This window comes from Enterobacter sp. BIDMC 30, assembly GCF_000534355.1.
Taxonomy (GTDB): domain Bacteria; phylum Pseudomonadota; class Gammaproteobacteria; order Enterobacterales; family Enterobacteriaceae; genus Enterobacter; species Enterobacter ludwigii.
In genome coordinates this window covers 3,310,548-3,335,234 of record NZ_KI973169.1, presented here as the reverse complement: position 1 = coordinate 3,335,234, position 24,687 = coordinate 3,310,548, and the positions used below count along the sequence as shown (strand labels likewise).

Genomic DNA, 24,687 nt, shown 5'->3' with positions numbered 1-24,687 from the left:
GTTGTTTTATATTCCGTCATTGTTGCTTATTTAGTCATTATAGTCTTTTATTAATGGTGTTATAAACGAAGCGGCAAACAGGACATTTTTAGTACAGGAAGTTTGGGGACGGGAGAGAAACATGCGAATTAAACCTGACGATAACTGGCGCTGGTATTTTTGTGACGAGCATGATCGCATGATGCTCGATTTAGCCAATGGTATGTTGTTTCGTTCCCGTTTTGCTCGCCGAATGTTAACCCCGGACGCCTTCTCCCCGTCAGGCTTTTGTGTTGACGACGCTGCGCTTTATTTCTCCTTTGAAGAAAAATGCCGCGACCTGGTGCTTTCTAAAGAGCAGCGCGCCGAACTGGTATTAAACGCGTTAGTGGCTATTCGATTCCTGAAACCGCAAATGCCGAAAAGCTGGCATTTTTTACCGCACAGCATGAACTGGACCCCCGCCACCGGCGATGCGGCGAGTGTAAACCTGAGCGATACCGCTGAAGAGGTGAGCCTGCTGGTGGTTGAGCCTGGCGAAAATGCCGCACTCTGTCTGCTGGCCCAGCCCGGAGTGACCATTGCCGGGCGGACGATGCAACTGGGGGATGCCATTAAGGTAATGAATGACAGGCTGAAACCGCAGCAACGCGTAGACGCTTTCAGCCTCGAGCAGGCCGTTTAAGCTTCCAGCTGTACCGACGTTTTCGGAATACAGCTGCAGCACAGAATTGTACCATCATCGCCAATCGCGGATTTTTTCAGCGCGCTGACTTCCCCTTCGACCAGCTTGATTCGACAGCACCCACAGATGCCTGCCCGGCAGGAGTAAGGTACGCGGATCCCCGCTTGTTCCAGCTGTTCAAGTAAAACCTGCTGATTGTTGCCGCGGATAACGGTGCCCTGCCAGTGAATGTCTACGGGCGAGCTGGCTGGCGTCTCAACGTCGACGAACTCTTCTTCCTGACCTGCGCCATACACTCTTGCGGGCCCACGGGCGAGAATTTCGACTTCGTCACCCACGCGGATGACGCCGCTTGAGCGCGGAATGAGGTTCTGGCCGAAATCCACATCGCCATTGTCCTGCGCTGTGCGGAATGACTGCAGGGTTTTTAACGGTTCGCCGGAAGGGTGTTTCTGGCCTTTTTCGGGACTGACGGTGGTAAAGATACAGCGGCTGCAGGGCTTCACGACATCAAATACCACGCTGCCGATACGGATCACCTTCCAGGTATCCTCTTCCCAGGCGTCAGCGCCTGTAACAACCAGGTTGGGACGAAACTGCTCCATCTGAACGCTGGCTTTACAGCGACGCTGCAGGTCGCGCAGGGAGGCGTCGTTAGTCAACAGGAAGGGGAAGCCGTCCGCGAAAGAGAGCGGAACCGCCTCGTGGCGCTTAACGCGCCGCGTCAGCGCCGGGCCGACCCAGCGCAGCTGCACATCCCGGGAGAAGAAGCCACTCAGCCAGCGGTTAATGTCATCCGGGGCGATGCGCGCGGTAAAATGATTGCCCCACACTTCCGTTGGCGCTTCGACAGGCGCAAAATCAGCAAAGCGGATCACCACGCTGGAGCCATCCGGCGCGGTGAGATGCAAACCGTCATAAAGCGGGGAAGGGGTAAAGCGAACCATTTGTGGGAACTGGCGTGCGGTAATGAACGTACCGTCAGGTTCGGTGACCATAAAGATACGATCGAAGGCAAATCCGCTCATGTCGGCCAGCGCGTGTGAAACGCCGATCCCGCGCATGGATTTCACCGGATGAATAAAAAGCCTGGATAACGTCGCCACTGCACAGCCCCTCGAATGAAAATAAGCCTTCAACTTTATGACATACACGCCATATTAGCTATAATGCGCGACAATTTTCTAAGAGTAAAAGTGACGATATGAATTCTCTGTTTGCCAGTACGGCCCGTGGGCTGGAAGAGCTGTTAAAAACTGAACTGGAAACCCTGGGCGCGCAAGAGTGCCAGGTGGTTCAGGGTGGTGTCCATTTTGAGGGCGACACACGGCTTATTTACCAGAGCCTGATGTGGAGCCGTCTGGCATCACGCATCATGCTGCCGATGAAAGAGTGCAAGGTTTACAGCGACCTTGACCTCTATACCGGCGTACAGATGATCGACTGGACAGAGATCTTCTCCCCGAATGCCACCTTTGCCGTGCACTTTAATGGCGTGAACGATGAGATCCGCAACAGCCAGTACGGTGCCCTGCGCGTCAAAGACGCCATTGTGGACTGCTTCACGCGTAAAAATAAGGAACGCCCAAACGTCGATCGTGAAAATCCCGATCTGCGGATCAACGTCTGGCTCAACGGCGACACCGCCAGTATCTCTCTGGATCTGAGCGGCGCGGGTCTGCACCTGCGTGGTTATCGCGATCGTACCGGTATGGCGCCCATCAAAGAGACTCTCGCCGCCGCCATCGTGATGCGTTCCGGCTGGCAGCCAGGCACACCGCTGCTCGACCCGATGTGTGGCTCCGGTACGCTGCTGATTGAGGCCGCTATGCTGGCCACCGACCGCGCACCGGGCCTGCACCGCGGCCATTGGGGCTTCAGCGGCTGGGCGCAGCACGATGAGGCGCTGTGGAAAGAGGTCAAAGACGAAGCGCAGACCCGTGCACGTAAAGGTCTGGCGGAGTACACCTCCCATTTCTACGGCTCTGACAGCGACTCACGCGTCATTGAGCGTGCGCGCAGCAACGCCCGCCGTGCCGGTATCGGCGAGCTGGTCACCTTCGAGGTGAAAGACGTGGCGAACCTGACCAATCCGCTGCCAAAAGGCCCATACGGTACCGTTATCAGCAACCCGCCTTACGGCGAGCGTCTTGATAGCGAACCGGCGCTGATTGCCCTGCACAGCCTGCTGGGCCGTAATATGAAAAATGACTTTGGCGGCTGGAACCTGTCGCTGTTTAGCGCCTCGCCAGAACTGCTGAGCTGTCTGCAACTGCGTGCCGAACGCCAGTTTAAGGCGAAAAACGGCCCGCTGGACTGCGTGCAGAAAAACTACCATCTGGCCGAGAAAGCGGCGGACAGTAAACCATCGGGTGTGGCGGAAGATTACGCTAACCGCCTGCGTAAGAATCTGAAGAAATTCGAAAAATGGGCGAAACAGGAAGGTATCGAATGTTATCGCCTGTATGATGCCGATCTGCCGGAGTACAACGTGGCGGTTGACCGTTACGCTGACTGGGTTGTGGTGCAGGAATATGCGCCGCCAAAAACGATTGATGCACAAAAAGCGCGTCAGCGTATGCTGGACGTGATTGCGGCAACAATTTCGGTGCTGGGCATTGCGCCTAACAAACTGGTGCTGAAAACCCGTGAGCGTCAGAAAGGGAAAAATCAGTATCAGAAAATGGGTGAGAAGGGTGACTTTATCGAGGTGGGCGAATACAACGCGCGCCTGTGGGTTAACCTGACCGATTATCTGGATACCGGTCTGTTCCTTGACCACCGTATCGCCCGCCGCATGCTGGGCCAGATGAGCAAGGGTAAAGACTTCCTGAACCTGTTCTCCTATACCGGCAGCGCCAGCGTGCATGCTGGCCTTGGCGGCGCGCGCAGTACCACCACGGTGGATATGTCCCGTACTTACCTGGAATGGGCAGAACGTAACCTGCGCCTGAACGGTCTCACCGGGCGTCAGCATCGTCTGATGCAGGCTGACGTGCTGGGCTGGCTACGCGAAACGGACGAACAATTTGATCTGATCTTCATCGATCCCCCAACGTTCTCTAACTCCAAGCGTATGGAAGATAGCTTTGACGTTCAACGCGATCACCTGCGCCTGATGACCGACCTGAAACGCCTGCTGCGTAAGGGCGGTACCATTATGTTCTCGAATAACAAACGCGGCTTCCGCATGGATCATGAGGGGCTGGCTGCTCTGGGGCTGAAAGCACAAGAAATTAGCCAAAAAACGCTGTCCCAGGACTTTGCCCGTAATCGTCAGATCCATAATTGCTGGTTGATCTCCGCGGTCTGAAAGGAATAATACATGTCTTTAATTAGTATGCACGGCGCGTGGCTCTCTTTCAGCGACTCGCCGCTTCTCGACAATGCAGAACTGCACATCGAGGACAACGAGCGCGTCTGTCTGGTCGGCCGTAACGGCGCGGGTAAATCCACGCTGATGAAAATCCTCAACCGCGAACAGGGCCTGGACGACGGGCGTATTGTTTACGAGCAGGATCTTATCGTCTCTCGCCTGCAGCAGGATCCGCCGCGTCACGTGACCGGCAGCGTTTACGATTTTGTTGCTGAAGGTATCTCTGAGCAGGCCGAATACCTGAAGCGTTATCACGAGATTTCTCACCTGGTGATGACCGACCCGAGCGACAAGAATCTTAACGAACTGGCAAAAGTGCAGGAGATGCTCGATCACCACGGCCTGTGGCAGCTCGAAAACCGCATCAATGAAGTGCTGGCGCAGCTCGGACTGGAACCGGACATGGAGCTGTCGGCGCTTTCTGGCGGCTGGCTGCGTAAGGCTGCGCTTGGCCGCGCGCTGGTCAGCGGGCCGAAAGTGCTGCTGCTGGATGAACCGACGAACCACCTGGATATCGAAGCGATAGACTGGCTGGAAGGGTTCCTCAAAACCTTCAACGGGACCATTATCTTTATCTCCCACGACCGTTCGTTTATCCGCAATATGGCCACGCGTATTGTCGATCTCGATCGCGGCAAGCTGGTGACCTACCCTGGCGATTACGATACCTATCTGCTGGAGAAAGAAGAAAACCTGCGTGTGGAAGAGTTGCAGAACGCTGAATTCGACCGCAAGCTGGCGCAGGAAGAGGTCTGGATCCGTCAGGGCATCAAAGCCCGTCGTACCCGTAACGAAGGCCGCGTTCGCGCGCTGAAAGCGATGCGTCGTGAACGCAGCGAGCGCCGCGAAGTGATGGGCAGCGCCAGAATGCAGGTTGAAGAGGCTTCCCGTTCCGGCAAAATTGTCTTCGAAATGGAAAACGTCAACTATCAGGTTGATGGCAAAGTGCTGGTGAAAGACTTCTCCGCACAGGTTCAGCGTGGGGATAAAATCGCGCTGATCGGGCCGAATGGCTGCGGTAAAACCACGCTGTTGAAGCTGATGCTGGATCAGCTGAAGCCTGACAGCGGCCGCATTCACTGCGGGACTAAGCTCGAAGTGGCTTACTTCGACCAGCACCGTGCGGAGCTGGATCCGGACAGAACGGTGATGGATAACCTGGCGGAAGGTAAACAAGAGGTGATGGTTAACGGTAAGCCGCGCCATGTGCTGGGCTACCTGCAGGACTTCCTGTTCCATCCGAAACGCGCGCTGACGCCGGTACGCGCGTTGTCAGGCGGTGAGCGAAATCGTCTGCTGCTGGCACGTCTGTTCCTGAAGCCAAGTAACCTGCTGATCCTCGATGAACCAACAAACGACCTGGACGTGGAAACGCTCGAACTGCTGGAAGAGCTGATCGACGGCTATCAGGGAACCGTGATGCTGGTAAGCCACGACCGTCAGTTCGTCGATAACACCGTGACCGAGTGCTGGATCTTCGAAGGTGAAGGGCGAATCGGACAGTATGTGGGCGGCTATCACGATGCGAAAGGACAGCAGTCGCAGTCTCAGGCGCTAAAACAGGCTAAATCCAGAACCAGTTCCGAACCTGCTGTAACAAAAGCAGAAACTGTCAAGAAAACCTCGGTTAAACTAAGCTATAACCTGCAGCGCGAACTGGAAGGACTCCCTCAGCGTCTTGAAGAGCTGGAAGCCGCACTTGAAGATCTGCAGGCGCAGGTCGCTGATGCGTCATTCTTTACCCAATCGCATGACTATACTCAAAAAGTACTGGCAGAACTGTCCGCGGCTGAAAAAGCCCTGGAAGAAGCATTTGAGCGCTGGGAGTACCTTGAGTCTCTGAAGAACGGCGCATAAACAGGGATACAATATGTGTGACCAGCACCATGCCGACAGGCATATATTATGCTCTCAATGCGATATGCTCGTGGCGTTGCCAGAGCTTGGTCACGGACATAAAGCCCTGTGTCCCCGTTGCGGTACGACGTTGACAACCGAGTGGGACGCACCAAGGCAGCGTCCCACTGCTTATGCGCTGGCGGCGTTGTTCATGCTGCTGCTTTCCAATCTCTTCCCCTTCATTTATATGAAGGTGGGAGGGATGACCAGCCAGGTCGATTTGCTTGAAATTCCGGGGGTTATGTTCTCGGAAGACTATGCCAGCCTCGGCACCTTTTTCCTCCTGTTCGTACAGATCGTCCCGGCTTTTTGTCTGGTCGTCATTCTGTTGCTGGTGAACCGCGTCGCGATGCCCCTCGCGCTTAAAATCTGGCTCGCGCGTATCCTGTTCCAGTTAAAAAGCTGGGGTATGGCCGAAATCTTTCTGGCAGGTATCCTGGTCAGTTTCGTCAAACTGATGGCGTATGGCGATGTGGGTATCGGCAGCAGCTTTGTACCCTGGTGTCTGTACTGCGTGCTGCAACTGCGCGCCTTCCAGTGTGTGGACAGACGTTGGGCGTGGGACGATATCGCGCCGGCACCGACGCTGGTACAGACGGTAAAGGTGGGGGTGCCAGGCATTCGTCAGGGGCTTCGTTCTTGCCCATGCTGCACCGCTGTGCTGCCAGCCGATCTGGATGTGTGCCCGCGCTGCGAAACAAAAGGATACGTGCGACGTAAAAATAGCCTGCAGTGGACAATGGCGCTGCTGGTGACTTCCATCATGTTGTACCTGCCGGCCAATATCCTGCCGATTATGATCACCGATTTGCTCGGTGACAAAATGCCCTCGACAATCCTTGCCGGGGTAATACTGCTGTGGGGTGAAGGCTCCTATCCCGTTGCGGGGGTGATCTTTATTGCCAGTATTATGGTACCCACGTTAAAAATGATCGCTATTGCCTGGCTCTGCTGGGATGCGAAAGGCCATGGCAAACGCGACAGCGAACGCATGCACCTGATTTATGAAGTCGTCGAGTTTGTTGGACGCTGGTCAATGATTGATGTGTTTGTTATTGCCGTTCTCTCTGCACTGGTGCGGATGGGCGGATTGATGAGTATTTATCCCGCGATGGGGGCATTAATGTTTGCGCTGGTCGTTATTATGACCATGTTCGCGGCCATGACCTTCGACCCTCGTTTATCGTGGGATCGTGAGCCTGAATCAAGCCATGAGGAACAGTAAGAGCATGGAAAATAAGAGTGGAGAGGCGAAAGTGCAGAAGGTCAAAAACTGGTCGCCGGTGTGGATTTTCCCCATCGTGACCGCGCTGATCGGTGCATGGATCCTGTTTTATCATTACAGCCATCAGGGACCGGAAGTGACGCTCATCACCACCAATGCCGAGGGGATTGAGGGCGGTAAAACGACCATCAAAAGCCGTAGCGTCGATGTGGGCGTGGTTGAAAGCGCAACCCTGACCGACGATTTAACCCATGTGGAAATCAAGGCACGCCTGAACGCGGGCATGGAAAAACTGCTGCACGGTGATTCAGCTTTCTGGGTGGTCAAGCCGCAGGTAGGACGTGAAGGGATCAGCGGTTTGGGTACGCTGCTCTCCGGTGCCTACATTGAACTGCAGCCGGGTAAAAAAGGAAGCCAGCCGGCGCAATACCAGCTGCTTGACTCGCCACCGCTTGCGCCGCCAGATGCGAAAGGCATCCGCGTGATCCTGGACAGTAAAAAAGCGGGCCAGTTAACGGCGGGCGATCCCGTGCTGTTCCGCGGTTATCGCGTGGGATCGGTTGAAACAAGTACCTTTGATCCGCAAAAGCGCACCATCAGCTATCAGCTGTTCATCAACGCGCCAAACGATCGGCTGGTCACCAGCAACGTCCGTTTCTGGAAGGACAGCGGGATCGCGGTTGATCTGACGTCAGCGGGAATGCGCGTGGAGATGGGCTCCCTGACCACGCTGTTTGGTGGCGGTGTAAGCTTTGATGTGCCGGAAGGGCAAGATTTGGGACAGCCAGTTGCAGAGAAAACGGCGTTCAGGCTCTTTGACGATCAACGCAGCATTCAGGACGCACTCTATACCGATCACATCGACTTCCTGATGTTCTTTAAAGATTCCGTCCGTGGCCTTCAGCCGGGCGCGCCTGTCGAATTCCGCGGCATTCGCCTGGGTACGGTGGGGCAAGTTCCGTTCTTTGTACCGGGTCTACAGCAGGTACTGGATGACGATTACCGCATTCCGGTGCTGATTCGCATTGAGCCGGAACGTCTGCTCAACCAGATTGGCGAGAATCAGGATATTGGTACGCATATTACCGAACTGATGAACCGGGGTCTGCGTGGGTCGCTGAAGACGGGTAACCTGGTGACCGGTGCGCTGTATGTGGATATGGACTTCTATCCAAAAGCCCCGCCGATTACCGGTATCCGGGAGTTCGGTGGTTATAAGATCATCCCAACGGTGAGCAGCGGCCTGGCACAGATCCAGCAGCGTCTGATGGAGACACTGGATAAGATTAACAATCTGCCACTGAATCCGATGATTGAAGCCGCGACCAGTTCGCTCAGCGAAAGTCAGGCAACGATGCGTCGCCTGCAAACTACGCTGGATAACATCAACAAGATCACCGCAAGCCAGAGTATGCAGCAGTTGCCGCAGGATATGCAGAAAACGCTGCGTGAGCTTAACCGCAGTATGCAGGGCTTCCAGCCTGGCTCGGCGGCGTACAACAAGATGGTGGCAGATATGCAACGTCTTGATCAGGTCTTGCGTGAACTGCAGCCGGTTCTGAAAACGCTCAATGAGAAGAGCAACGCGCTGGTGTTCGAAGCGAAAGATAAAAAGGATCCTGAGCCTAAGAGGGCAAAAGAATGAATAAATGGCTATTAATGGTTGGCGCTCTGCTGTTAACGGCGTGCAGTTCAGGCGTGGAGAACAAGAGCTACTATCAGTTGCCTCTTGCCGCGCAAAACGGGGTACAAAGTACCGCCAGTCAGGGAAACCGTCTGCTGTGGGTTGAGCAGGTTGCCGTGCCGGATTATCTGGCAGGCAACGGCGTGGTCTACCAGACCAGCGACGTAAAATACGTGATTGCGACAAACAACCTGTGGGCCAGCCCGCTGGATCAGCAGCTGCGCAACACGCTGGTGGCCAATCTGGGCAGCCAGCTTCCGGGTTGGGTTGTCGCGTCGCAGCCGCTGGGTAACGACCAGGATACGCTGAACGTCACGGTTACGGGTTTCCATGGCCGTTATGACGGTGCGGTGGTGATTAGCGGAGAGTGGTTGCTGAACCATCAGGGCCAGATGATTAAGCGTCCTTTCCATCTTGAGCTGAAACAGCAGAAAGATGGCTACGATGAAATGGTGAAAGTGCTGGCCCAGGGGTGGGCGCAAGAGTCGGCCAGCATCGCCAGGGAGATTTCCCGGCTGCCATAAGTAAAATTCATCGGTAAAAACCGCAGTCGGCCTGTTGCTGATTGCGGTTTTTTTTTCAGTTTCACTTCAGACCGTTACTTGTGCCGGGTCACAATTTTTGTACAAATGATCTTCCAGGTAGCTCACAAATATGACACCCGTATGAATTTTGAACATTGACGCTGCGACTAATTCGGGGTATTCGTTATCTGTGCCTGCGCAAGTTTGTGCAGACACTGTTTTCTTTCCACCAGACAAAAGAATGAGGGAAACGAGGCATGAAGAGACAGAAACGAGATCGCCTGGAACGGGCTCATCAACGTGGTTATCAGGCCGGCATCGCTGGACGATCTAAAGAAATGTGTCCTTATCAGACGATAAATCAAAGGTCACAATGGCTTGGAGGCTGGCGAGAAGCCATCGGCGACAGGGCACTCATAGCCTGATAACGTCTCTTTCAAAAAAAGAAACCTCCGCACTGCGGAGGTTTCGCCTTTATGGGGTCGCTCAACGCGAAATCAGAACGCGGAAGTGTCCTGGAACAGACCCACTTTCAGGTCGTTTGCGGTATAAATCTGACGACCGTCTACCAGCACTTCGCCATCTGCCAGGCCCATAATCAGGCGGCGGTTAACGATGCGTTTGAAGTGAATACGATAGGTCACTTTCTTCGCAGTAGGCAGAACCTGTCCGGTAAATTTCACTTCGCCCACACCCAGCGCACGGCCTTTACCTTCACCACCCAGCCAACCCAGATAGAAGCCAACCAGCTGCCACATTGCATCCAGACCCAGACACCCAGGCATTACCGGATCGCCAATAAAGTGGCAACCGAAGAACCACAGGTCCGGGTTGATATCGAGTTCTGCTTCTACGTAACCCTTATCGAAGTTGCCGCCGGTTTCGGTCATTTTCACGACACGGTCCATCATCAGCATGTTCGGGGCCGGTAACTGTGGGCCGTTAGCGCCAAACAGTTCACCGCGACCAGAGGCAAGAAGGTCTTCTTTTGTATAGGATTCGCGTTTATCTACCATGTTCTCAGTAAGCCTTATTTTAGTGAAGGACGCAGGATAGCTAACACGTGTACGCTGAACAAGTCCGATCAGTTTGAACTAAACCAGCCTAACCAGCGTAACGGCCAGGGATAACGATGACGAGCATCCTGCTGCGTCGCCTGAGCAATGCGCTCCTGGATAGTCTGCATCAGGGTTGTTTGCCCTTCGCCGTCCCATACCAGGTTTGTCAGTAAGGGTAGTGCATCATCAATGCCTTCGATGGCCCAGATGGTGAATTGTTCCTGTTCCACGGCATCCAGAATGTCCTGGCTGAGGCTCAAATGGCGCGCGTTAGGGGCAGGAATAATCACCCCCTGTTTGCCGTTTAACCCACGCTGCTGACAAATCGAGAAGAAGCCTTCAATCTTTTCGTTCAGACCACCCACTGGCTGCGCACGACCAAACTGATCGACCGAGCCGGTGATCGCGATGTTCTGATTAACTGGCACTTCTGCCAGGGCGCTGATTAAGGCGCACAGCTCCGCCATAGAGGCGCTATCACCGTCGACTTCACTGTATGATTGCTCAAACGTCAGCGAGGCGGAGAAGGGGATTTGCTGCTCAAGCTGCAGCTCTGACATCAGGAACGCCTGCATGATCATCATGCCTTTAGCGTGAATGTTGCCGCCCAACTCGGCTTTGCGTTCGATATCAGTGAACTCACCGTCACCGACATGCACAACGCAGCTGATACGGGAAGGCTCTCCGAAGGCGCGCGGGTGGCCGGGGAATTCAATCACCGACAGGGCATTGATCTGCCCGATACGTTCGCCTTCGGTCTCAACCAGAATTTGTTCCAGCAGAATTTCATCCTGCATACGGTCAGCAAGATAGCCTTCACGCCACTCACGCTGCGCCAGCATCTGGGTAAGCTGCTCACCGGTGAATGCGCCGTTACCGCTGACGACACCCACTTCACGTAACTGCTTGCCGATCCACAGCGGGCAGAGCGGCAGCGTCTCCTGGTCACCGGTATAGCGAACCGCTTCGCGGATCAAACCAGGCCAGGCGTCGGCGGCCGGCGTTGGCAGTGCGAAACGTTCCGCAACGCTCAATACCCACTGGCACCACTGTGCCATATCATCGGCATCGGTAATCTGGATGTTATCTTCGTATTCGCTGTAGACCGCCTGCTCAGCCAGTTCGGGCTCCATCTCCTGGAAGTCAGCCAGCGATTCACGATCACCCGTCAGCACCACGGTCAGCGACAGCGGCATTGAAGGAACTGAGACAGGCAGGGGACGAGACTCGTCGTAGCCAACCCAGTCAAAACGCTGCTGATTAACCACCGTTTTCAGGCGCATCCACAGCAGAGGTTGTGAGAGAAGGGTGCGCAACGAGATGATCAATACGCCGCCATTCGCGCGGTGCACCAGCCCAGGTTGCAGCGAGAGCTCACCGTTAAACTGGCGCAGACAACCAAAGAGTTGTTCAGCCTCGACCCAGTTAGCGGTAATCACTTCACCCCTGGCAGCAAAGCGGTCGTCGGGCTGCTCTGCCGGTTCGAATGTGACATCATGTCCCGCGATACGATATTGGCCGCCAAAGACGGCGTTCGCTTGCGGTCGCAACTGGCGCATGGCATCACCCAGAAGCGTCAGATATTCCGCTTCTTCCGGGGCCTTGAGCATCATGAAGGGTGATGTTGCCCAGGGGCTTAACACCTGCTCCAGCGCATAATGCAAACGGGGTTGCGTATCGCTAAGGATGAATTCGTGTTCTTTTGCGAGATCGGGTCGTGCAAACAGTTCCTGATAGCTCTCGGTATCCGGAACGAGGTCACGCCATGCAAGTTTCGTAATGGTCAAAGTTGATGTTTTTTAGTTAGATGTAAAAGCGTGGAGTATACCGTAAGCGGGGGGCTCTACCCAAGCAGGATTGGGCATTTCGGCAGGGTGATTGGCTGCATTCACTCACAGGATATGATTTCTTTTCAGCAGATTGCCAAAAAACTGATATTCTGAACAGAGTTACGTGGTAACACTGAGATCGCAATGAAATATCAACAACTGGAAAATCTCGAAAGCGGCTGGAAATGGAAGTACCTGGTCAAAAAGCACCGTGAAGGGGAGCTGATCACCTGCTACATCGAAGCCAGCGCAGCGCAAGAAGCCGTGGATATTTTGCTGACCCTCGAAAATGAACCGGTACAGGTTAACGGCTGGATTGAGAAACACATTAATCCTGCGTTGTTAAACCGGATGAAGCAAACTATTCGTGCGCGTCGCAAGCGGCATTTTAATGCGGAGCATCAGCACACTCGCAAAAAATCCATCGACCTGGAGTTTATGGTCTGGCAACGTCTGGCAGGGCTTGCGCAACGGCGTGGGAAAACGCTGTCAGAAACGATAGTGCAGTTGATTGAAGATGCCGAGCATAAAGAGAAGTACGCCAACCAGATGTCGACGCTGAAGAATGATCTTCAGGCTCTGTTGGGTAAGAAATAGATTTTTGTTTTCTTCAGATTCAGATAATAAAAAACCCCGCAATGCGGGGTTTTTTTATAAGACGATAACTTATGCCGCTGGCTGAGTTACAACGTCTTTGATGCCTTTAACTTCGATCTCTACGCGACGATCTGGAGCCAGGCAGTCGATCAGTGCAGCGCGAGCTTTAACGTTGTCACAGGTGTTGCCAGTAACTGGGTTAGCTTCGCCCATACCACGTGGGGAGATCTTGTTAGCTGGGATACCTTTAGAGATCAGGTAATCAACAACAGACTGAGCACGTTTCTCAGACAGTTTCTGGTTGTAAGCGTCAGAACCGATACGGTCGGTGAAGCCCAGAACCACTACAGAACCGTCTTTAGGATCCAGGTTGCTCAGCTGGGTGTACAGCTGATCCAGTGCCTGCTGACCTTCTGGTTTCAGGGTAGCTTTGTTGAAGTTGAACAGAACGTCAGACTTCAGAGTGAAGTGCTTGGTCTGTACTTCTGGAGCTGGAGCCGGCGCTGGAGCAACGATTGGCGCTGCATCTTCCTGCTGGCCGAAACGGTAGGAAACACCTACGCTCAGCATGCCGTTGTCCGGACGAACACCAACGGTGTTGCCGTCGCCGATGTTGTTAACCCACTGGTATTCCAGACGGGTAGCGATATCACGGGTCATAGCCCACTCAACGCCACCAGCGAATACTGGGGAAACACCGGTGTCATGGTCGTCGCCAGCGATGCTGTTGCTGGAGTCAGCGCGCCATACCATGCCGCCCAGACGAGTGTACACGTCCAGATCGTCAGTTACTGGGTAACCCAGTTTAGCGGTCAGCTGTACGCCCTGAGCTTTAAAAGCGCCGTTTACGTTGTCGCCTTTGTATGGCATACGACCTAACCAGTCGTAACCCATTTCAAAACCAACATACGGGTTAACCTGATAGCCACCGAACGCACCTGCACCAAGCTGGCTCTCGTGAGTAGGGCCATCGTTGTTCAGGCTGCTGTTGTACCAGCCGGTGTCATGGAACTGAGACCAGCCCAGTTTACCACCTGCATACCAGGTATTATCTTTCGGAGCGGCCTGCGCTACGGTAGCGAAGCCAGCCAGTGCCACTGCAATCGCGATAGCTGTCTTTTTCATTTTTTGCGCCTCGTTATCATCCAAAATTCGCCATGAAGGTCTCAATAGAGATTCACGGTTAAATCCTTCACCGGGGGGCGTGGTCAAATATAAATCTACCGATATCTTCGGCTTAGGCCGAGCACCCCTGGCGATGTAAAGTCTACAACGTAGCTGAAAACTTACAAGTGTGAAGTCCGTCAGGCATATGAAAAAAAAAGTTCCGTATACCGATTATTTAACATTTTTCGAACGAGTTTTGTGCAATAAAATTAAGGAGAACCGCACCAGACAAGCCTTGCCGCAGTTTTGGCGCCTGGAACTAAAATCGCATCTTGTGGTCAAAAAAAATTCCAGGAATAATCTTAATTTTCCTCAATGATACAAATTTGAGTGAATTTTTAGGCCAGAAAGTTGTCCTCTGCGATAAGAATCTGGTCGAACCGGACGCATGATCAACCCGATCGCACTACCTTCTTCAGCCGCTTCCGTCAGTCGAAAATGTTCCTCATCGGTCAATTCGTCTGATAACCATCCAATCACCACGCTATAATTCCCCGTACGTAACGCCCGGATCATCGATTCCACAGTATCGCAGGGAGAGAGTTGGTTAATTTGCATGACCTTTGTCAGCGGCAGGCCCGCGGACTGCACCCATTCACGGCTCAGTTTTTGTTGAGGCGTCAGCCAAAGCTGCCAGCGCGACTGCTGACCAAGCTGTTGTAATAACGGCAACAGCAGAAGTTGAGTGAGCAGGGGCTGGTCTTCACGATAAACCACTTCACTGATAAGCCCTGTCGAAACACGCCCGGTGGAATTCTGCGTGACATTGCCAGCGGAAGAAGAGAGAGAGGTTGAGCGATTTGCATAGCCTGAAGTGTACATATTCATTCCAGCCCTGTAGTTACTGTATGGATATACAGTAACCCCTGTATGCATAAAGATCAACCTCATTTTCGGAAAGCGACTCGCAAATTTCATTCATTATTGATGCGCCTGGAAAAATCATCTTGCTCAACGACGATAAGTTGCCTATTTTCCTGCTAACGGATCCGCTAGTAAGAAATTTCGTTGTTACTTTATGATTTTGAAGGGAAATATCATGAAAAAGATATCTTATGAACGGATTTATAAATCCCAGGAATACCTTTCACCCTTAGGTGAAATCCACCATCGTGCGCTGTTCGGTGGGTATACCCTGGCCGTAGATGATGCCGTCTTCGCTATGGTCTCCGACGGGGAGCTGTATCTCCGGGCCTGTGAGGAAAGTGCAAAATACTGTGTAAAAAATGCCTCATCATTCTTAACCCTGATGAAACGGGGTCGCCCGGTGCTGCTCAATTATTATCGTGTCGATGACGGACTGTGGCAGGACAGAGAACGGCTGCTTCAGCTCTCCTCGTTCGCGCTCAATGCGGCACGAAAAGAGCGTTCGCAGCGTGATCGGCGAAACCGCCTCAAGGACTTGCCCAATCTCACCTTTCAGCTTGAAGTGCTGCTCTTTGAAGCCGGAATCACTGATGAAGAGACGCTGCGGGAGCTGGGGGCCCGTGCGAGCTGGCTGAAGATGCGGGCGAAGAATAAAGCGCTCAGCATTAAAGTGCTCTTCGCACTGGAAGGGGCCATCGCCGGACTTCATGAAGCGGCACTCCCGGCGGGAATTCGCCGGGAGTTAACGGAGTGGTTTAATGCGCTGCCTGAGCCACAGGAGAATCACTCCTCCAGGTAGCGATCTGCAATTGCAGTCGGCAAATTTCTGGCAGCAGAGCGATAAGGAGGCCAATCTGCTGAAGAACCAGCGGTGCTTTGCTGTCGCTTCCCGGGTCAATATGCGTAATACGCTGAGCCAGTTCATCCAGCGCGTGTTGAACGCGAGGCTCATCGGCTGGTCGGTGATGAAGCGCGTCATCGACATAGCATACGGCGTCATCCAGCAGGGCGAGGATGGCCGGGTGAGTCAATTTCTCACGGTGCGCACCCAGCGTCGAAATATAACTGGTGAAGGTATGGTTCAGGCAGAGCAGGCGGAAAGCCGTTTCCCGAATTTCTGCCGTGGCGCGAGGCTCCGTGGACATGTTAGAGACCACCGAAGCCAGTTCAGCATCACAGTTATGCGCATCGCGACGCGCGATACGATAAGCCAGACGGTTATCGCGACCCTGATGATACTGCTCAAGGATGGCATCAAGGTATCGACAGTTCGCATTCATCGCCCTGTCTACCACACGCGGTAAATTACGGAACCGCCAGTCCGGCCAGATAAAACTGACCGCCGCCCAGGCGATTGCGCAGCCAATCAGCGTATCTATCACGCGGGGCAGGGCCACTTCAAATCCTTCACCCAGCAGGTTAAAGCAGAGTAGCACCAGCAGCGTGATGAACATTGTGGCATGCGCATACTGCACATTACGAAAGGCGAAGAACAACACACCGGTGATCACGATCAGGATCAGCTGGCCTTCGACAGAGGGCACGAAATAGAGCACCGGCAGCCCAATAGCGACGCCCACCAGCGTACCAATAATACGTAGCGCAAGGCGGTGGCGGGTGGCGTTATAGTTTGGCTGGCAAACAAACAGGCTGGTCAGCAGGATCCAGTAACCGTGATGTAACCCGGTTATCTGAATGATGGCATAACCCACGCACAGCACCAGTGACATCCTCACCGCATGGCGAAACAGTGCCGATTCCGGCGTAAAGTTGCGGCTCAGTCGCAGCCACATATCGCTGAAGCTATGCACGCTGTCATCAGCAAGCTGATTCTCCACATCTTTATCGGGGAGCGCCATCGCCTGCTCGGATTCAATGGTAGCCAGTTGAGCATCTATCGCCCGCAGGTTATTCAGCAAAAATCCCAATGCTTTAATATGTTCCGGCGATGTTCCACTGGCCTGAACGCGATCGAGCGCCGCATCAAGATGGCTAAATACGCGTTCGAAGCGCGGGTCATGTTGATAGGGCGTACGCAGCAAAATGGAGCGTGCCAGCTGCTGGCACGCCTGAGACTGCATCGACAGCAGGCGCTGGAAGCGGAACATCACGTCGCTGTAGCGGAACTTCTCACGCAGGGCAGCATACTGAACGTGCGAGGAGCTGGCACGCTCATGAATATCCTGCGCCGCGAAATAGTAGTGCAAGGTTCTTCGCGTTCCGCGCTGACCGCGATCGCCCCGCAGACGGGTAAGCAGTGAGGCTTTCGTCTGGTTAAGTGTGGCGACCAGTTGACCGTTGGCCAGAGCCAAATCGTAGAGCGGAGACTGGCTCTCCTCCTCGATATCCGGATCGAAGAGCCGGGATTTTAGCTCAAGGTAGTGGGCCAGTTGCTCAAAGCTGCGGGCAAGGTTGTCCTGAAGAGGGCGAACCGGAAAAATAAGATGCCCGGTTAACGTCAGCAGGTTATACCAGATGGCCCCCAGCAACAGCAGTATGGGTTGCTGGTACCATTGATCGTAAAGGGAAACACCCAGCATGGTGTAAATGGCGATCAGCAGGGCACCAAAGGCGATAGTGGCATAGCGCTGCCCAAGGCCGCCAAGCAAAATAAACCCGCTGGTAGAGAGCGTAAGGCCAATGGCAAACAGCCAGGGCCAGGGGAAGAGCAGCTCCACGGAGGCTGACGCGATAAAAAAACAGACCAGCGTAATCACAAGATTACGCAGGCGCCCGGCAAGGCGATCGTCCAGATCCGCCAGCGCCCCCGCAACCACTCCCAGCGTGAGCGGGATGGTGAGTTTTACGTCATTCAGCCACCACGGCAGGGCAACCGTGCCGCAAAGGGCGATAAATATTCTGACGTTATAAAGCCAGATGCTGTTCCAGGTATAACGGCGAAGCAGTGGGCTTAGCATAAGCACGGCCAGTCCTTATTTACTGAAAACGACGACGCGCGTTTGCTTCACGTGCCGCCTGTGCCACTTCTACCGGAACGACCCTGCGCCCGACTGGCCAAAGCGCGATGGCGGCAATCTTAAAGTTCGCGATCCCTACCGGAATACCAATAATGGATATGCACTGGGCAATACCGGCAAAGATATGCATCACACACAGCCACCAGCCGAAGAAAACCAGCCACAGAATATTGAGGACCGTGCCTCCCGTGTTCAGCAGTGCGTTTTTGCTCTCCGGGTTCAGTTCGTCAACGTGGACGGCTTCATTCCCGTACGGGATGAAAGAGAGTTTGGTGATTTCCCAGCAGGAGCGGGTCAGGGGGAGCGTAAAAATAAGGACGATGCTCACCAGCGTGGCAAAAAGCCAGGCAAGAGTGGTGGCAAAACCGCCTAACACAAAATTCAAAACATTCAGAACAGTACGCATAAACCCTCAGTTCCTTTCGATATGATTAACGCCCAGTGATTGTAACGTTTTTTAGGCTGGAGCACCTTAAAACTGGCAGTTAAACTGTCAGGTAAATTATCTCTTCGTGGATTCGGCTGGACATGGAACTGAAAGCAACATCATTAGGCAAACGCCTGGCGCAACACCCCTACGACAGGGTTGTCCTCCTTAATGCCGGAGTGAAAGTCTCCGGAGAACGCCACGAATACCTCATTCCGTTTAATCAACTGCTGGCTATCCACTGTAAACGCGGGTTGGTCTGGGGCGAACTGGAGTTTGTCCTGCCTGACGATAAAGTCGTGCGCCTTCACGGTACCGAGTGGGCTGAGACCCAGCGCTTCCATCATCATCTGAATATGCTCTGGCAGCAGTGGAGCCAGGATATGAGCGTGATTGCCGCTCAGGTACTGCAGCAGGTACTGGATGATATTGCACAAAGTAACGAGCAACAAACGTGGCTCACCCGCCAGCAGACGGCCGGGTTGCAGCAAAAGATCAGGCAGGCGCTGGCGGCACTGCCGTTATCCGTGACGCGTCTTGACGAGTTCGACAATTGCCGTGACGCCTGGCGTCAGTGTCAGGCCTGGCTTGGCGATACAGACAAGAGCCGGCTGGCGCACAACCAGGCGTGGACAGATGCCATGCTGACCCGTTATGCCGACTTTTTCAGCACGGTTGAATCTTCACCGCTTAACCCTGCACAGGCGCGCGCTGTGGTTAACGGCGAGCAGTCCCTGCTGGTGCTGGCGGGTGCCGGAAGCGGCAAAACGTCGGTGCTGGTGGCCCGTGCGGGTTGGCTACTGACAACGGGTGAGGCTGTTGCCGACCAGATACTGTTGCTGGCGTTTGGCCGTAAGGCGGCCGAGGAGATGGACGAACGCATACAGGAACGCCTGCATACCCGGGATATTACCGCCAGAACCTTCCATGCCCTGGCGCTGCATATTATTCAGCAGGGCAGTAAAAAAGTGCCTGCCATCAGCAAGCTGGAAAACGACACGCAGGCGCGTCAGGCGCTGTTCATCAAGACGTGGCGTCAGCAGTGCAGTGAGAAAAAGGCGCAGGCTAAAGGGTGGCGTCAGTGGCTGAAAGAAGAACTCAACTGGGACGTACCGGAAGGCAATTTCTGGCAGGATGAAAAACTGGCTCGTCGCCTGGGCTCTCGCCTCGACCGCTGGGTTAGCCTGATGCGGATGCACGGCGGATCGCAAGCCGAGATGATTGAAAGCGCGCCGGAGACGATCCGCGCCCTGTTTTCGAAGCGGGTTAAGCTGATGGCCCCGATGCTGAAAGCCTGGAAAACCGCGCTGAAAGAGGAAAATGCCGTCGATTTCTCCGGTTTGATCCATCAGGCCATTATCATTCTTGAGAAGGGCCGTTTTGTCAGCCCGTGGAAGCATATCCTGGTGGATGAATTCCAGGATATCTCGCCGCAACGTGCCGCGCTGCTCTCGGCGTTAAGGGCGCAAAATAAACATACCTCGCTGTTTGCGGTGGGCGATGACTGGCAGGCTATCTATCGCTTCAGCGGGGCACAGCTCTCCCTGACGACTGCATTCCATCACTATTTTGGCGAAGGCGATCGCAGCGATCTGGATACCACCTACCGCTTCAATTCCCGGATTGGTGAAGTTGCCAACCGCTTTATCCAGCAGAACCCGCATCAGCTGGCAAAACCCCTAAATAGCCTCCGGGCCGGGGACAAAAAAGCCGTTACCCTGCTGGCGGACGATCAGCTGGAGCCGCTGCTGGACAAACTGAGCGGCTATGCGAAGCCGGATGAACGTATTCTGGTGCTGGCACGCTATCACCATCTTAAGCCTGCGGCGCTGGAAAAAGCCGCGACCCGCTGGCCGAAGCTGCAGCTCGATTTTATGACCATCCACGCCAGCAAAGGACAGCAGGCCGACTATGTGATAGTGATGGGGCTTAAAGAGGGGAGCGATGGTTTCCCGGCTCCGGCACGAGAGTCGGTAATGGAACAGGCATTACTGCCGGTCCCGGAAGATTTTCCGGACGCCGAAGAGCGGCGTTTGCTGTACGTGGCGATGACCCGCGCGCGTCATCGCGTGTGGCTGCTGTTCAACAAAGAGGAGCCGTCGGTGTTTGTCGATATTCTGAAGAGTATTGATGTCCCAGTGGCGAGGAAGCCTTAACGGGATAGCGGAGCGGTAATATTGCAGGCCCGGTAAGCGTGTCGCCACCGGGCAAAAAACTACTTCAGTCTTTCGGAAAGATAGCGCTGATAATCCGGGATCAGGATCTCAACCGGTGAGTTGAAGTGCGGGGATTCAATGATGAAATCTGCCGTCGACAGGTTCGTCGCCACCGGAATATTCCATACCGTTGCCAGACGCAGCAGGGCTTTGACATCCGGGTCGTGCGGAACCGCATTCAGCGGATCCCAGAAGAAAATCAGTACATCAATTTTCCCTTCAGAGATCTGAGCGCCGACCTGCTGGTCGCCGCCCATCGGGCCACTCAGCATGGCATTGACCTCCAGACCCGTTTCGCGGTGGATCAGGTTACCGGTTGTCCCGGTCGCTGAGAGAGCATGCTTTTCCAGCAATGGCTGATGGCGGCGAACCCAGTTAAGCAGCATTTGTTTACAGTGATCGTGCGCAACCAGAGCAATGTGTTTGCGTTCCGGTAGCGTGCGTGTTGTCAGTTCCATAATCTTATCCATCAGGTTAACTGACTACACGATGACGGGAACCGCCTGACGCTGCAAGAGAAAGGCGAAAAAAATGTGGCTTATGATGAAGGTTGTTGCTTTACCCACTGTAAAAAACGCGCCCGTGTCTCAGGATCGGCCTGCTGGAACCAGAATTTAAGACGCTGTTCCGTTAACGTCTGGGACTGTGGCGGAATAACATCCAGCTCTGAGACACCGGACAGCAGCGTACTGTCGTCGGCCATCCTGGTGGCAAACTGTGGAAGGGAAGCGCGTTTGCCCGCCTTGTTATAAATTTCGGTCGCGGCCTCGTAATCGGTGCCTTTCGGGGACGAGGTTAACGCCAGAATATCGAGTTTTACCGGAATCGGCATTGAATCCCCGTCCAGCAGTTCAAGGCGCGGAGAGGCGTCAAAGGCCGCCGACTCTTTTTCGGTTTCAAGACGCGGGAGGGTTATGTTCACCTGACTGACCCGCTGGGTATTAAAACTGACAATCAGCGGCGCAGAGATATACATGCGTTGTTCATGATTAGCGAGGCCGATGGTTTTTTCTACCCGCAATACCAGCTGGTGTGGTCCATTATCAAGTTCGATGCTGTCCGCACCGCGCAACAAGGAACTGGACACTTTTTTTCCGTCCAGCACCAGCAGATCAATATCCGTTGTAAGCCGTAGCGTGGTCGCAAAGACGCAAACTGGCATCACTAACGCAATCACAGCAGTGGCAATGCCGGTTTTCATAGAGGGCTCCTGTTGAAATGACTCGGCCGCGGTAATGTATCCAAATATTTCGATAATCACGTTTACTAACATATAGACATATTCTGCCGTTTTGCCCTCATGCATCTGCATGGGATGCATGGTTGAGATGTGCGCTTTGACGTACACTCATAAAAAAGCCTGGAGGAAAACCATGAAAGAGAACGAAATTGCCGAGATTCTGACATCGACGCGCACGATTGCACTGGTAGGGGCAAGCGATAAACCGGATCGCCCAAGCTACCGGGTGATGAAATACCTTCTCGATCAGGGCTATCACGTCATCCCTGTGTCGCCGAAAGTGGCCGGTAAAACCTTACTGGGTCAGCAGGGATACGCCACGCTGAACGAGGTACCTGAAAAAGTGGACATGGTGGATGTTTTCCGCAATTCCGAGGCAGCGTGGGGAGTGGCACAAGAGGCCATCGCCATCGGCGCGAAAACGCTGTGGATGCAGTTGGGTGTCATTAACGAGCAGGCGGCGGTGCTGGCGCGAGAAGCCGGTCTGACGGTGGTAATGGACCGATGTCCGGCGATTGAGATTCCCCGTCTGGGGCTGGCGAAGTCATAAAAAAAAGCCCGTTTATCGGGCTTTTTTTACACGCTTAGTTCCGCAGGCGCGGGGCCTGTAACTGTTTGCGGATAGTCTGAGCAAGTTCATCCATCGTGGGTTGCTCTGGATGCTCATCCTGCAGTTCGCTACTCAGCTGCGCTTCAGCAAGGTAGGTGTGAACGGGTTGTCCATCATCCCCCTCCATCACCACATGATACCAGGGCGCGGCGCGAAGCTCAGCGTTAACCGCCAGCTCATCCGCTGACGGTTCATCAAGGGAATACTCCGGGTCGATATCCACGACCACACCCAAATACCCTAGCAAAGTGTGGCGGACCTGCTGGCCGATACCGAATTTGCTGGCAATCATAGTCACCTCCCGGGAAACACTCCTTACACGTTATGTGCGGGCAATATTTCTCTTTTCAAGTTACATGACGCGACAGGCAAACCCTTTCAGATACAGCCCTTCCGGGTAGGTAGCGATCACCGGGTGATCGGCTGCCTGACGGAACTGTTCTATAAATTGTACATCACGACCAGCATCTATTGCGGCATCAGCGATGATTTTCTGAAATAAATCTGTGGTCATCAGGCCGGAGCAGGAGAAGGTGAGAAGCACTCCACCCGGGTTCAGCAGCTGGATGGCCAGCATGTTGATATCCTTATAGCCGCGGCAGGCACCCATCAGCTGACTTTTATTCTCCACAAACTTCGGTGGATCCATCACGATGACGTCGAATTTCTCGCCCTGATCGCGATACTTACGCAGCAGCTTGAAGACGTCATCGCGAACAAACTCGGCTTTGCTCAGATCCAGCTTGTTCAGCTCGACGTTTTGTTTCGCCACGTCCAGCGCTTCCTGAGAGGTATCAACGCTGACAACCTGGGCACAGCCGCCCATCAGCGCCGAGACGGCGAAACCGCCGGTATAGGAGAAGCAGTTCAGTACGCGTTTGTCGGCAACATACTGGCGAGTGGCCAGGCGGCTGTCACGCTGGTCCAGGTAGTAACCCGTTTTATGGCCGCCCTGGATATCCACCAGCAGCTTCATACCGTGCTCTTCGATTGGCAGCAGGGCAGGCGGCAGTTCACCGGTGACCGGACCTTGCGTCAGCTCCATGCCCTCTTTTTTGCGCACTGCCACATCGCTGCGGTCATAAATGGCGCATTCCGGGAAAACCGATTGCAACGCGCTGATCAGCGCGGCACGTTGATATTCAGCCCCTGCGCTTAACAGTTGCAGTACCAGGAAGTTACCGAAGCGGTCGATCGTCACGCCAGGCAGACCGTCGGACTCACCGGCAATCACACGGTAGCTGTCCAGACCGTCACGCTTTGCCAGCCACTCACGCCACTGCTGCGCCTGCTGTAAACGACGAACGAAGAAATCAATATCGATCGTTTCATCTTTATCAAAGGTCCAGACGCGAGCGCGGATTTGGGACGCTGGCGAATATGCGCCTCGCGCTAACCATTTCCCCTGATGGTCAACGATATCGATGGTCTCTCCGAGGCTGGCTTTGCCTTCCATACGGGCTACTGCACCGGAAAAGACCCAGGGATGGCGGCGCAATAATGACTTCTCGCGCCCTTTGGCTAACACTAAACGTACACTCATAATTTGCTATTCTGTCGATTCCAGGGAAATGGCGCGTAGAGTAGCACATTCAGCAAGTCGCAATCATCTGCGGATGCCTTTGAGCGTTTCGGCACAAAATCAAATCGCTTAGGCACAATGCTGCTCTGCAGTGGGCTTTACAGTAGGGTTTCCGGTACAGCAAAGGGAAACACAAATGAAAAAGCGCCGTGCGATAGCAGTAACCACCCTGGCGGTGGTCAGTTTTCATGTTTTAGCGGCATCGTCTTTCACCATCAGCAGTCAGGATCTGGCCATTGAACGCCCGTTGTCGCAACAGCAGGTGTTTGAAGGGTTTGGGTGTCACGGTGGGAATCACTCTCCACAACTGGCGTGGAAAAATCCGCCTGTCGGGACGAAAAGTTTCGCAGTCACGGTATTTGATCCTGATGCCCCTACCGGAAGTGGATGGTGGCACTGGACGGTGGTCAATATTCCCCTCCAGACGCTGACGCTTCCCGCCGATGCCGGAAACCCGAAGGGGGAGACATTACCGGCCGGGGTTGTGCAGGGGCGTAATGATTTCGGTTATTCTGGTTTCGGCGGCGCATGTCCGCCCAAAGGGGATAAGCCGCACCGTTATCAGTTTACCGTCTGGGCGCTGGATGTGGATAAATTGCCTGTCGACAGGAATGCCAGCGGCGCGCTGGTGGGTTTTATGCTTAACAGTCACGTCCTGGCAAAGGCCAGCTTAACCGTTACCTACAGCAGATAAGGATGGCACGGTGCAGGGAGTCCAGTTTCAACATAAACATTTGACGGCTG

At 54.2% G+C, this 24,687-nt stretch carries 23 protein-coding genes; 12 read left to right on the top strand and 11 right to left on the bottom strand.

Features of this window, described 5'->3' with window-relative positions; all coding sequences use genetic code 11:
- Nucleotides 1-121 precede the first annotated feature (121 nt).
- Nucleotides 122-664 (top strand): cell division protein ZapC, encoded by a 543-nt coding sequence (gene zapC, locus L466_RS06620; protein WP_025204541.1) that lies wholly within the window; start codon nt 122-124, stop codon nt 662-664.
- Here zapC and L466_RS06625 read toward each other — a convergent pair.
- Nucleotides 661-1,770, bottom strand: coding sequence for a YcbX family protein (locus L466_RS06625; RefSeq protein ID WP_025204540.1), 1,110 nt, complete (start codon nt 1,768-1,770; stop codon nt 661-663). The genes zapC and L466_RS06625 overlap by 4 nt on opposite strands.
- Nucleotides 1,771-1,868: 98 nt before the next feature.
- On the opposite strand from L466_RS06625, the gene rlmKL reads away from it, so the two are divergent.
- The 6 genes from rlmKL (at nt 1,869) to rmf (ending at nt 9,797) form a co-directional block, all read left to right on the top strand.
- Nucleotides 1,869-3,977, top strand: a complete 2,109-nt coding sequence (gene rlmKL, locus L466_RS06630) for a bifunctional 23S rRNA (guanine(2069)-N(7))-methyltransferase RlmK/23S rRNA (guanine(2445)-N(2))-methyltransferase RlmL (RefSeq protein ID WP_014169422.1) — start codon at nt 1,869-1,871, stop codon at nt 3,975-3,977.
- 12 nt (nt 3,978-3,989) lie between these two features.
- Nucleotides 3,990-5,897, top strand: a complete 1,908-nt coding sequence (locus L466_RS06635; RefSeq protein WP_014169423.1) for an ABC transporter ATP-binding protein — start codon at nt 3,990-3,992, stop codon at nt 5,895-5,897.
- Nucleotides 5,898-5,910: 13 nt separating this feature from the next.
- Nucleotides 5,911-7,164 carry a membrane integrity-associated transporter subunit PqiA gene (gene pqiA, locus L466_RS06640; protein WP_020884797.1) on the top strand — a complete coding sequence of 418 codons (1,254 nt, stop codon included), beginning with the start codon at nt 5,911-5,913 and terminating at the stop codon, nt 7,162-7,164.
- Between the two features lie 4 nt (nt 7,165-7,168).
- Nucleotides 7,169-8,809, top strand: coding sequence for an intermembrane transport protein PqiB (gene pqiB / locus L466_RS06645; RefSeq protein WP_020884796.1), 1,641 nt, complete (start codon nt 7,169-7,171; stop codon nt 8,807-8,809).
- Entirely contained in the window at nt 8,806-9,372 is a 567-nt protein-coding gene (gene pqiC / locus L466_RS06650; RefSeq protein WP_025204538.1) for a membrane integrity-associated transporter subunit PqiC, read from the top strand. Before pqiB ends, pqiC begins: the two co-directional genes overlap by 4 nt.
- A gap of 257 nt (nt 9,373-9,629) precedes the next feature.
- Nucleotides 9,630-9,797: a ribosome modulation factor gene (gene rmf / locus L466_RS0122630; protein WP_013097261.1), complete on the top strand. Its 168-nt coding sequence runs from the start codon at nt 9,630-9,632 to the stop codon at nt 9,795-9,797.
- 72 nt (nt 9,798-9,869) lie between these two features.
- Here the strand turns inward: rmf and fabA are convergent, their stop codons facing one another.
- Both fabA and L466_RS06660 read right to left on the bottom strand, forming a co-directional pair.
- Complete coding sequence (gene fabA / locus L466_RS06655) at nt 9,870-10,388, bottom strand: bifunctional 3-hydroxydecanoyl-ACP dehydratase/trans-2-decenoyl-ACP isomerase (protein WP_014169427.1); 519 nt, start codon at nt 10,386-10,388, stop codon at nt 9,870-9,872.
- Nucleotides 10,389-10,456: 68 nt separating this feature from the next.
- Nucleotides 10,457-12,217, bottom strand: coding sequence for an AAA family ATPase (locus L466_RS06660; protein WP_032681323.1), 1,761 nt, complete (start codon nt 12,215-12,217; stop codon nt 10,457-10,459).
- 186 nt (nt 12,218-12,403) lie between these two features.
- On the opposite strand from L466_RS06660, the gene matP reads away from it, so the two are divergent.
- Nucleotides 12,404-12,856 (top strand): macrodomain Ter protein MatP, encoded by a 453-nt coding sequence (gene matP / locus L466_RS06665; RefSeq protein WP_014169429.1) that lies wholly within the window; start codon nt 12,404-12,406, stop codon nt 12,854-12,856.
- 69 nt (nt 12,857-12,925) lie between these two features.
- On the opposite strand, the gene ompA is transcribed toward matP, so the two are convergent.
- Both ompA and sulA read right to left on the bottom strand, forming a co-directional pair.
- On the bottom strand, nt 12,926-13,981 hold the full coding sequence (gene ompA, locus L466_RS06670; protein ID WP_020884794.1) for a porin OmpA: 1,056 nt from the start codon (nt 13,979-13,981) through the stop codon (nt 12,926-12,928).
- Nucleotides 13,982-14,335: 354 nt separating this feature from the next.
- Complete coding sequence (gene sulA, locus L466_RS06675; protein WP_032677816.1) at nt 14,336-14,845, bottom strand: SOS-induced cell division inhibitor SulA; 510 nt, start codon at nt 14,843-14,845, stop codon at nt 14,336-14,338.
- Between the two features lie 217 nt (nt 14,846-15,062).
- Between sulA and L466_RS06680 the strand changes: the two genes are divergently transcribed.
- Nucleotides 15,063-15,689 carry a TfoX/Sxy family DNA transformation protein gene (locus tag L466_RS06680; RefSeq protein ID WP_020884792.1) on the top strand — a complete coding sequence of 209 codons (627 nt, stop codon included), beginning with the start codon at nt 15,063-15,065 and terminating at the stop codon, nt 15,687-15,689.
- Here L466_RS06680 and yccS read toward each other — a convergent pair.
- The gene (gene yccS / locus L466_RS06685) at nt 15,646-17,808 is read right to left on the bottom strand and encodes a YccS family putative transporter (protein ID WP_020884791.1); all 2,163 of its coding nucleotides are present in this window, start codon (nt 17,806-17,808) and stop codon (nt 15,646-15,648) included. The two genes, L466_RS06680 and yccS, sit on opposite strands and share 44 nt — an antisense overlap.
- Nucleotides 17,809-17,827: 19 nt before the next feature.
- Nucleotides 17,828-18,274, bottom strand: a complete 447-nt coding sequence (locus L466_RS06690) for a YccF domain-containing protein (RefSeq protein ID WP_025204535.1) — start codon at nt 18,272-18,274, stop codon at nt 17,828-17,830.
- Nucleotides 18,275-18,396: 122 nt separating this feature from the next.
- Here L466_RS06690 and helD point away from each other — a divergent pair, with 122 nt between their 5' ends.
- Nucleotides 18,397-20,451, top strand: coding sequence for a DNA helicase IV (helD, locus tag L466_RS06695; RefSeq protein ID WP_032681322.1), 2,055 nt, complete (start codon nt 18,397-18,399; stop codon nt 20,449-20,451).
- Nucleotides 20,452-20,510: 59 nt separating this feature from the next.
- Here helD and mgsA read toward each other — a convergent pair whose 3' ends face one another.
- Nucleotides 20,511-20,969: a methylglyoxal synthase gene (gene mgsA, locus L466_RS06700; protein ID WP_020884788.1), complete on the bottom strand. Its 459-nt coding sequence runs from the start codon at nt 20,967-20,969 to the stop codon at nt 20,511-20,513.
- A gap of 80 nt (nt 20,970-21,049) precedes the next feature.
- Nucleotides 21,050-21,712, bottom strand: a complete 663-nt coding sequence (locus tag L466_RS06705; protein WP_032679662.1) for a curli synthesis inhibitor — start codon at nt 21,710-21,712, stop codon at nt 21,050-21,052.
- 172 nt (nt 21,713-21,884) lie between these two features.
- On the opposite strand from L466_RS06705, the gene L466_RS06710 reads away from it, so the two are divergent.
- Nucleotides 21,885-22,301 (top strand): CoA-binding protein, encoded by a 417-nt coding sequence (locus L466_RS06710; RefSeq protein WP_025204532.1) that lies wholly within the window; start codon nt 21,885-21,887, stop codon nt 22,299-22,301.
- Between the two features lie 34 nt (nt 22,302-22,335).
- Here L466_RS06710 and hspQ read toward each other — a convergent pair whose 3' ends face one another.
- Together hspQ and rlmI are read right to left on the bottom strand one after the other, a co-directional pair.
- Entirely contained in the window at nt 22,336-22,653 is a 318-nt protein-coding gene (hspQ, locus tag L466_RS06715) for a heat shock protein HspQ (protein ID WP_013097248.1), read from the bottom strand.
- 60 nt (nt 22,654-22,713) lie between these two features.
- Nucleotides 22,714-23,904 (bottom strand): 23S rRNA (cytosine(1962)-C(5))-methyltransferase RlmI, encoded by a 1,191-nt coding sequence (rlmI, locus tag L466_RS06720; protein ID WP_032677819.1) that lies wholly within the window; start codon nt 23,902-23,904, stop codon nt 22,714-22,716.
- A 175-nt stretch (nt 23,905-24,079) separates the two neighbouring features.
- Between rlmI and L466_RS06725 the strand changes: the two genes are divergently transcribed.
- The gene (locus tag L466_RS06725; protein WP_032681321.1) at nt 24,080-24,637 is read left to right on the top strand and encodes a kinase inhibitor; all 558 of its coding nucleotides are present in this window, start codon (nt 24,080-24,082) and stop codon (nt 24,635-24,637) included.
- Nucleotides 24,638-24,687: the final 50 nt, after the last annotated feature.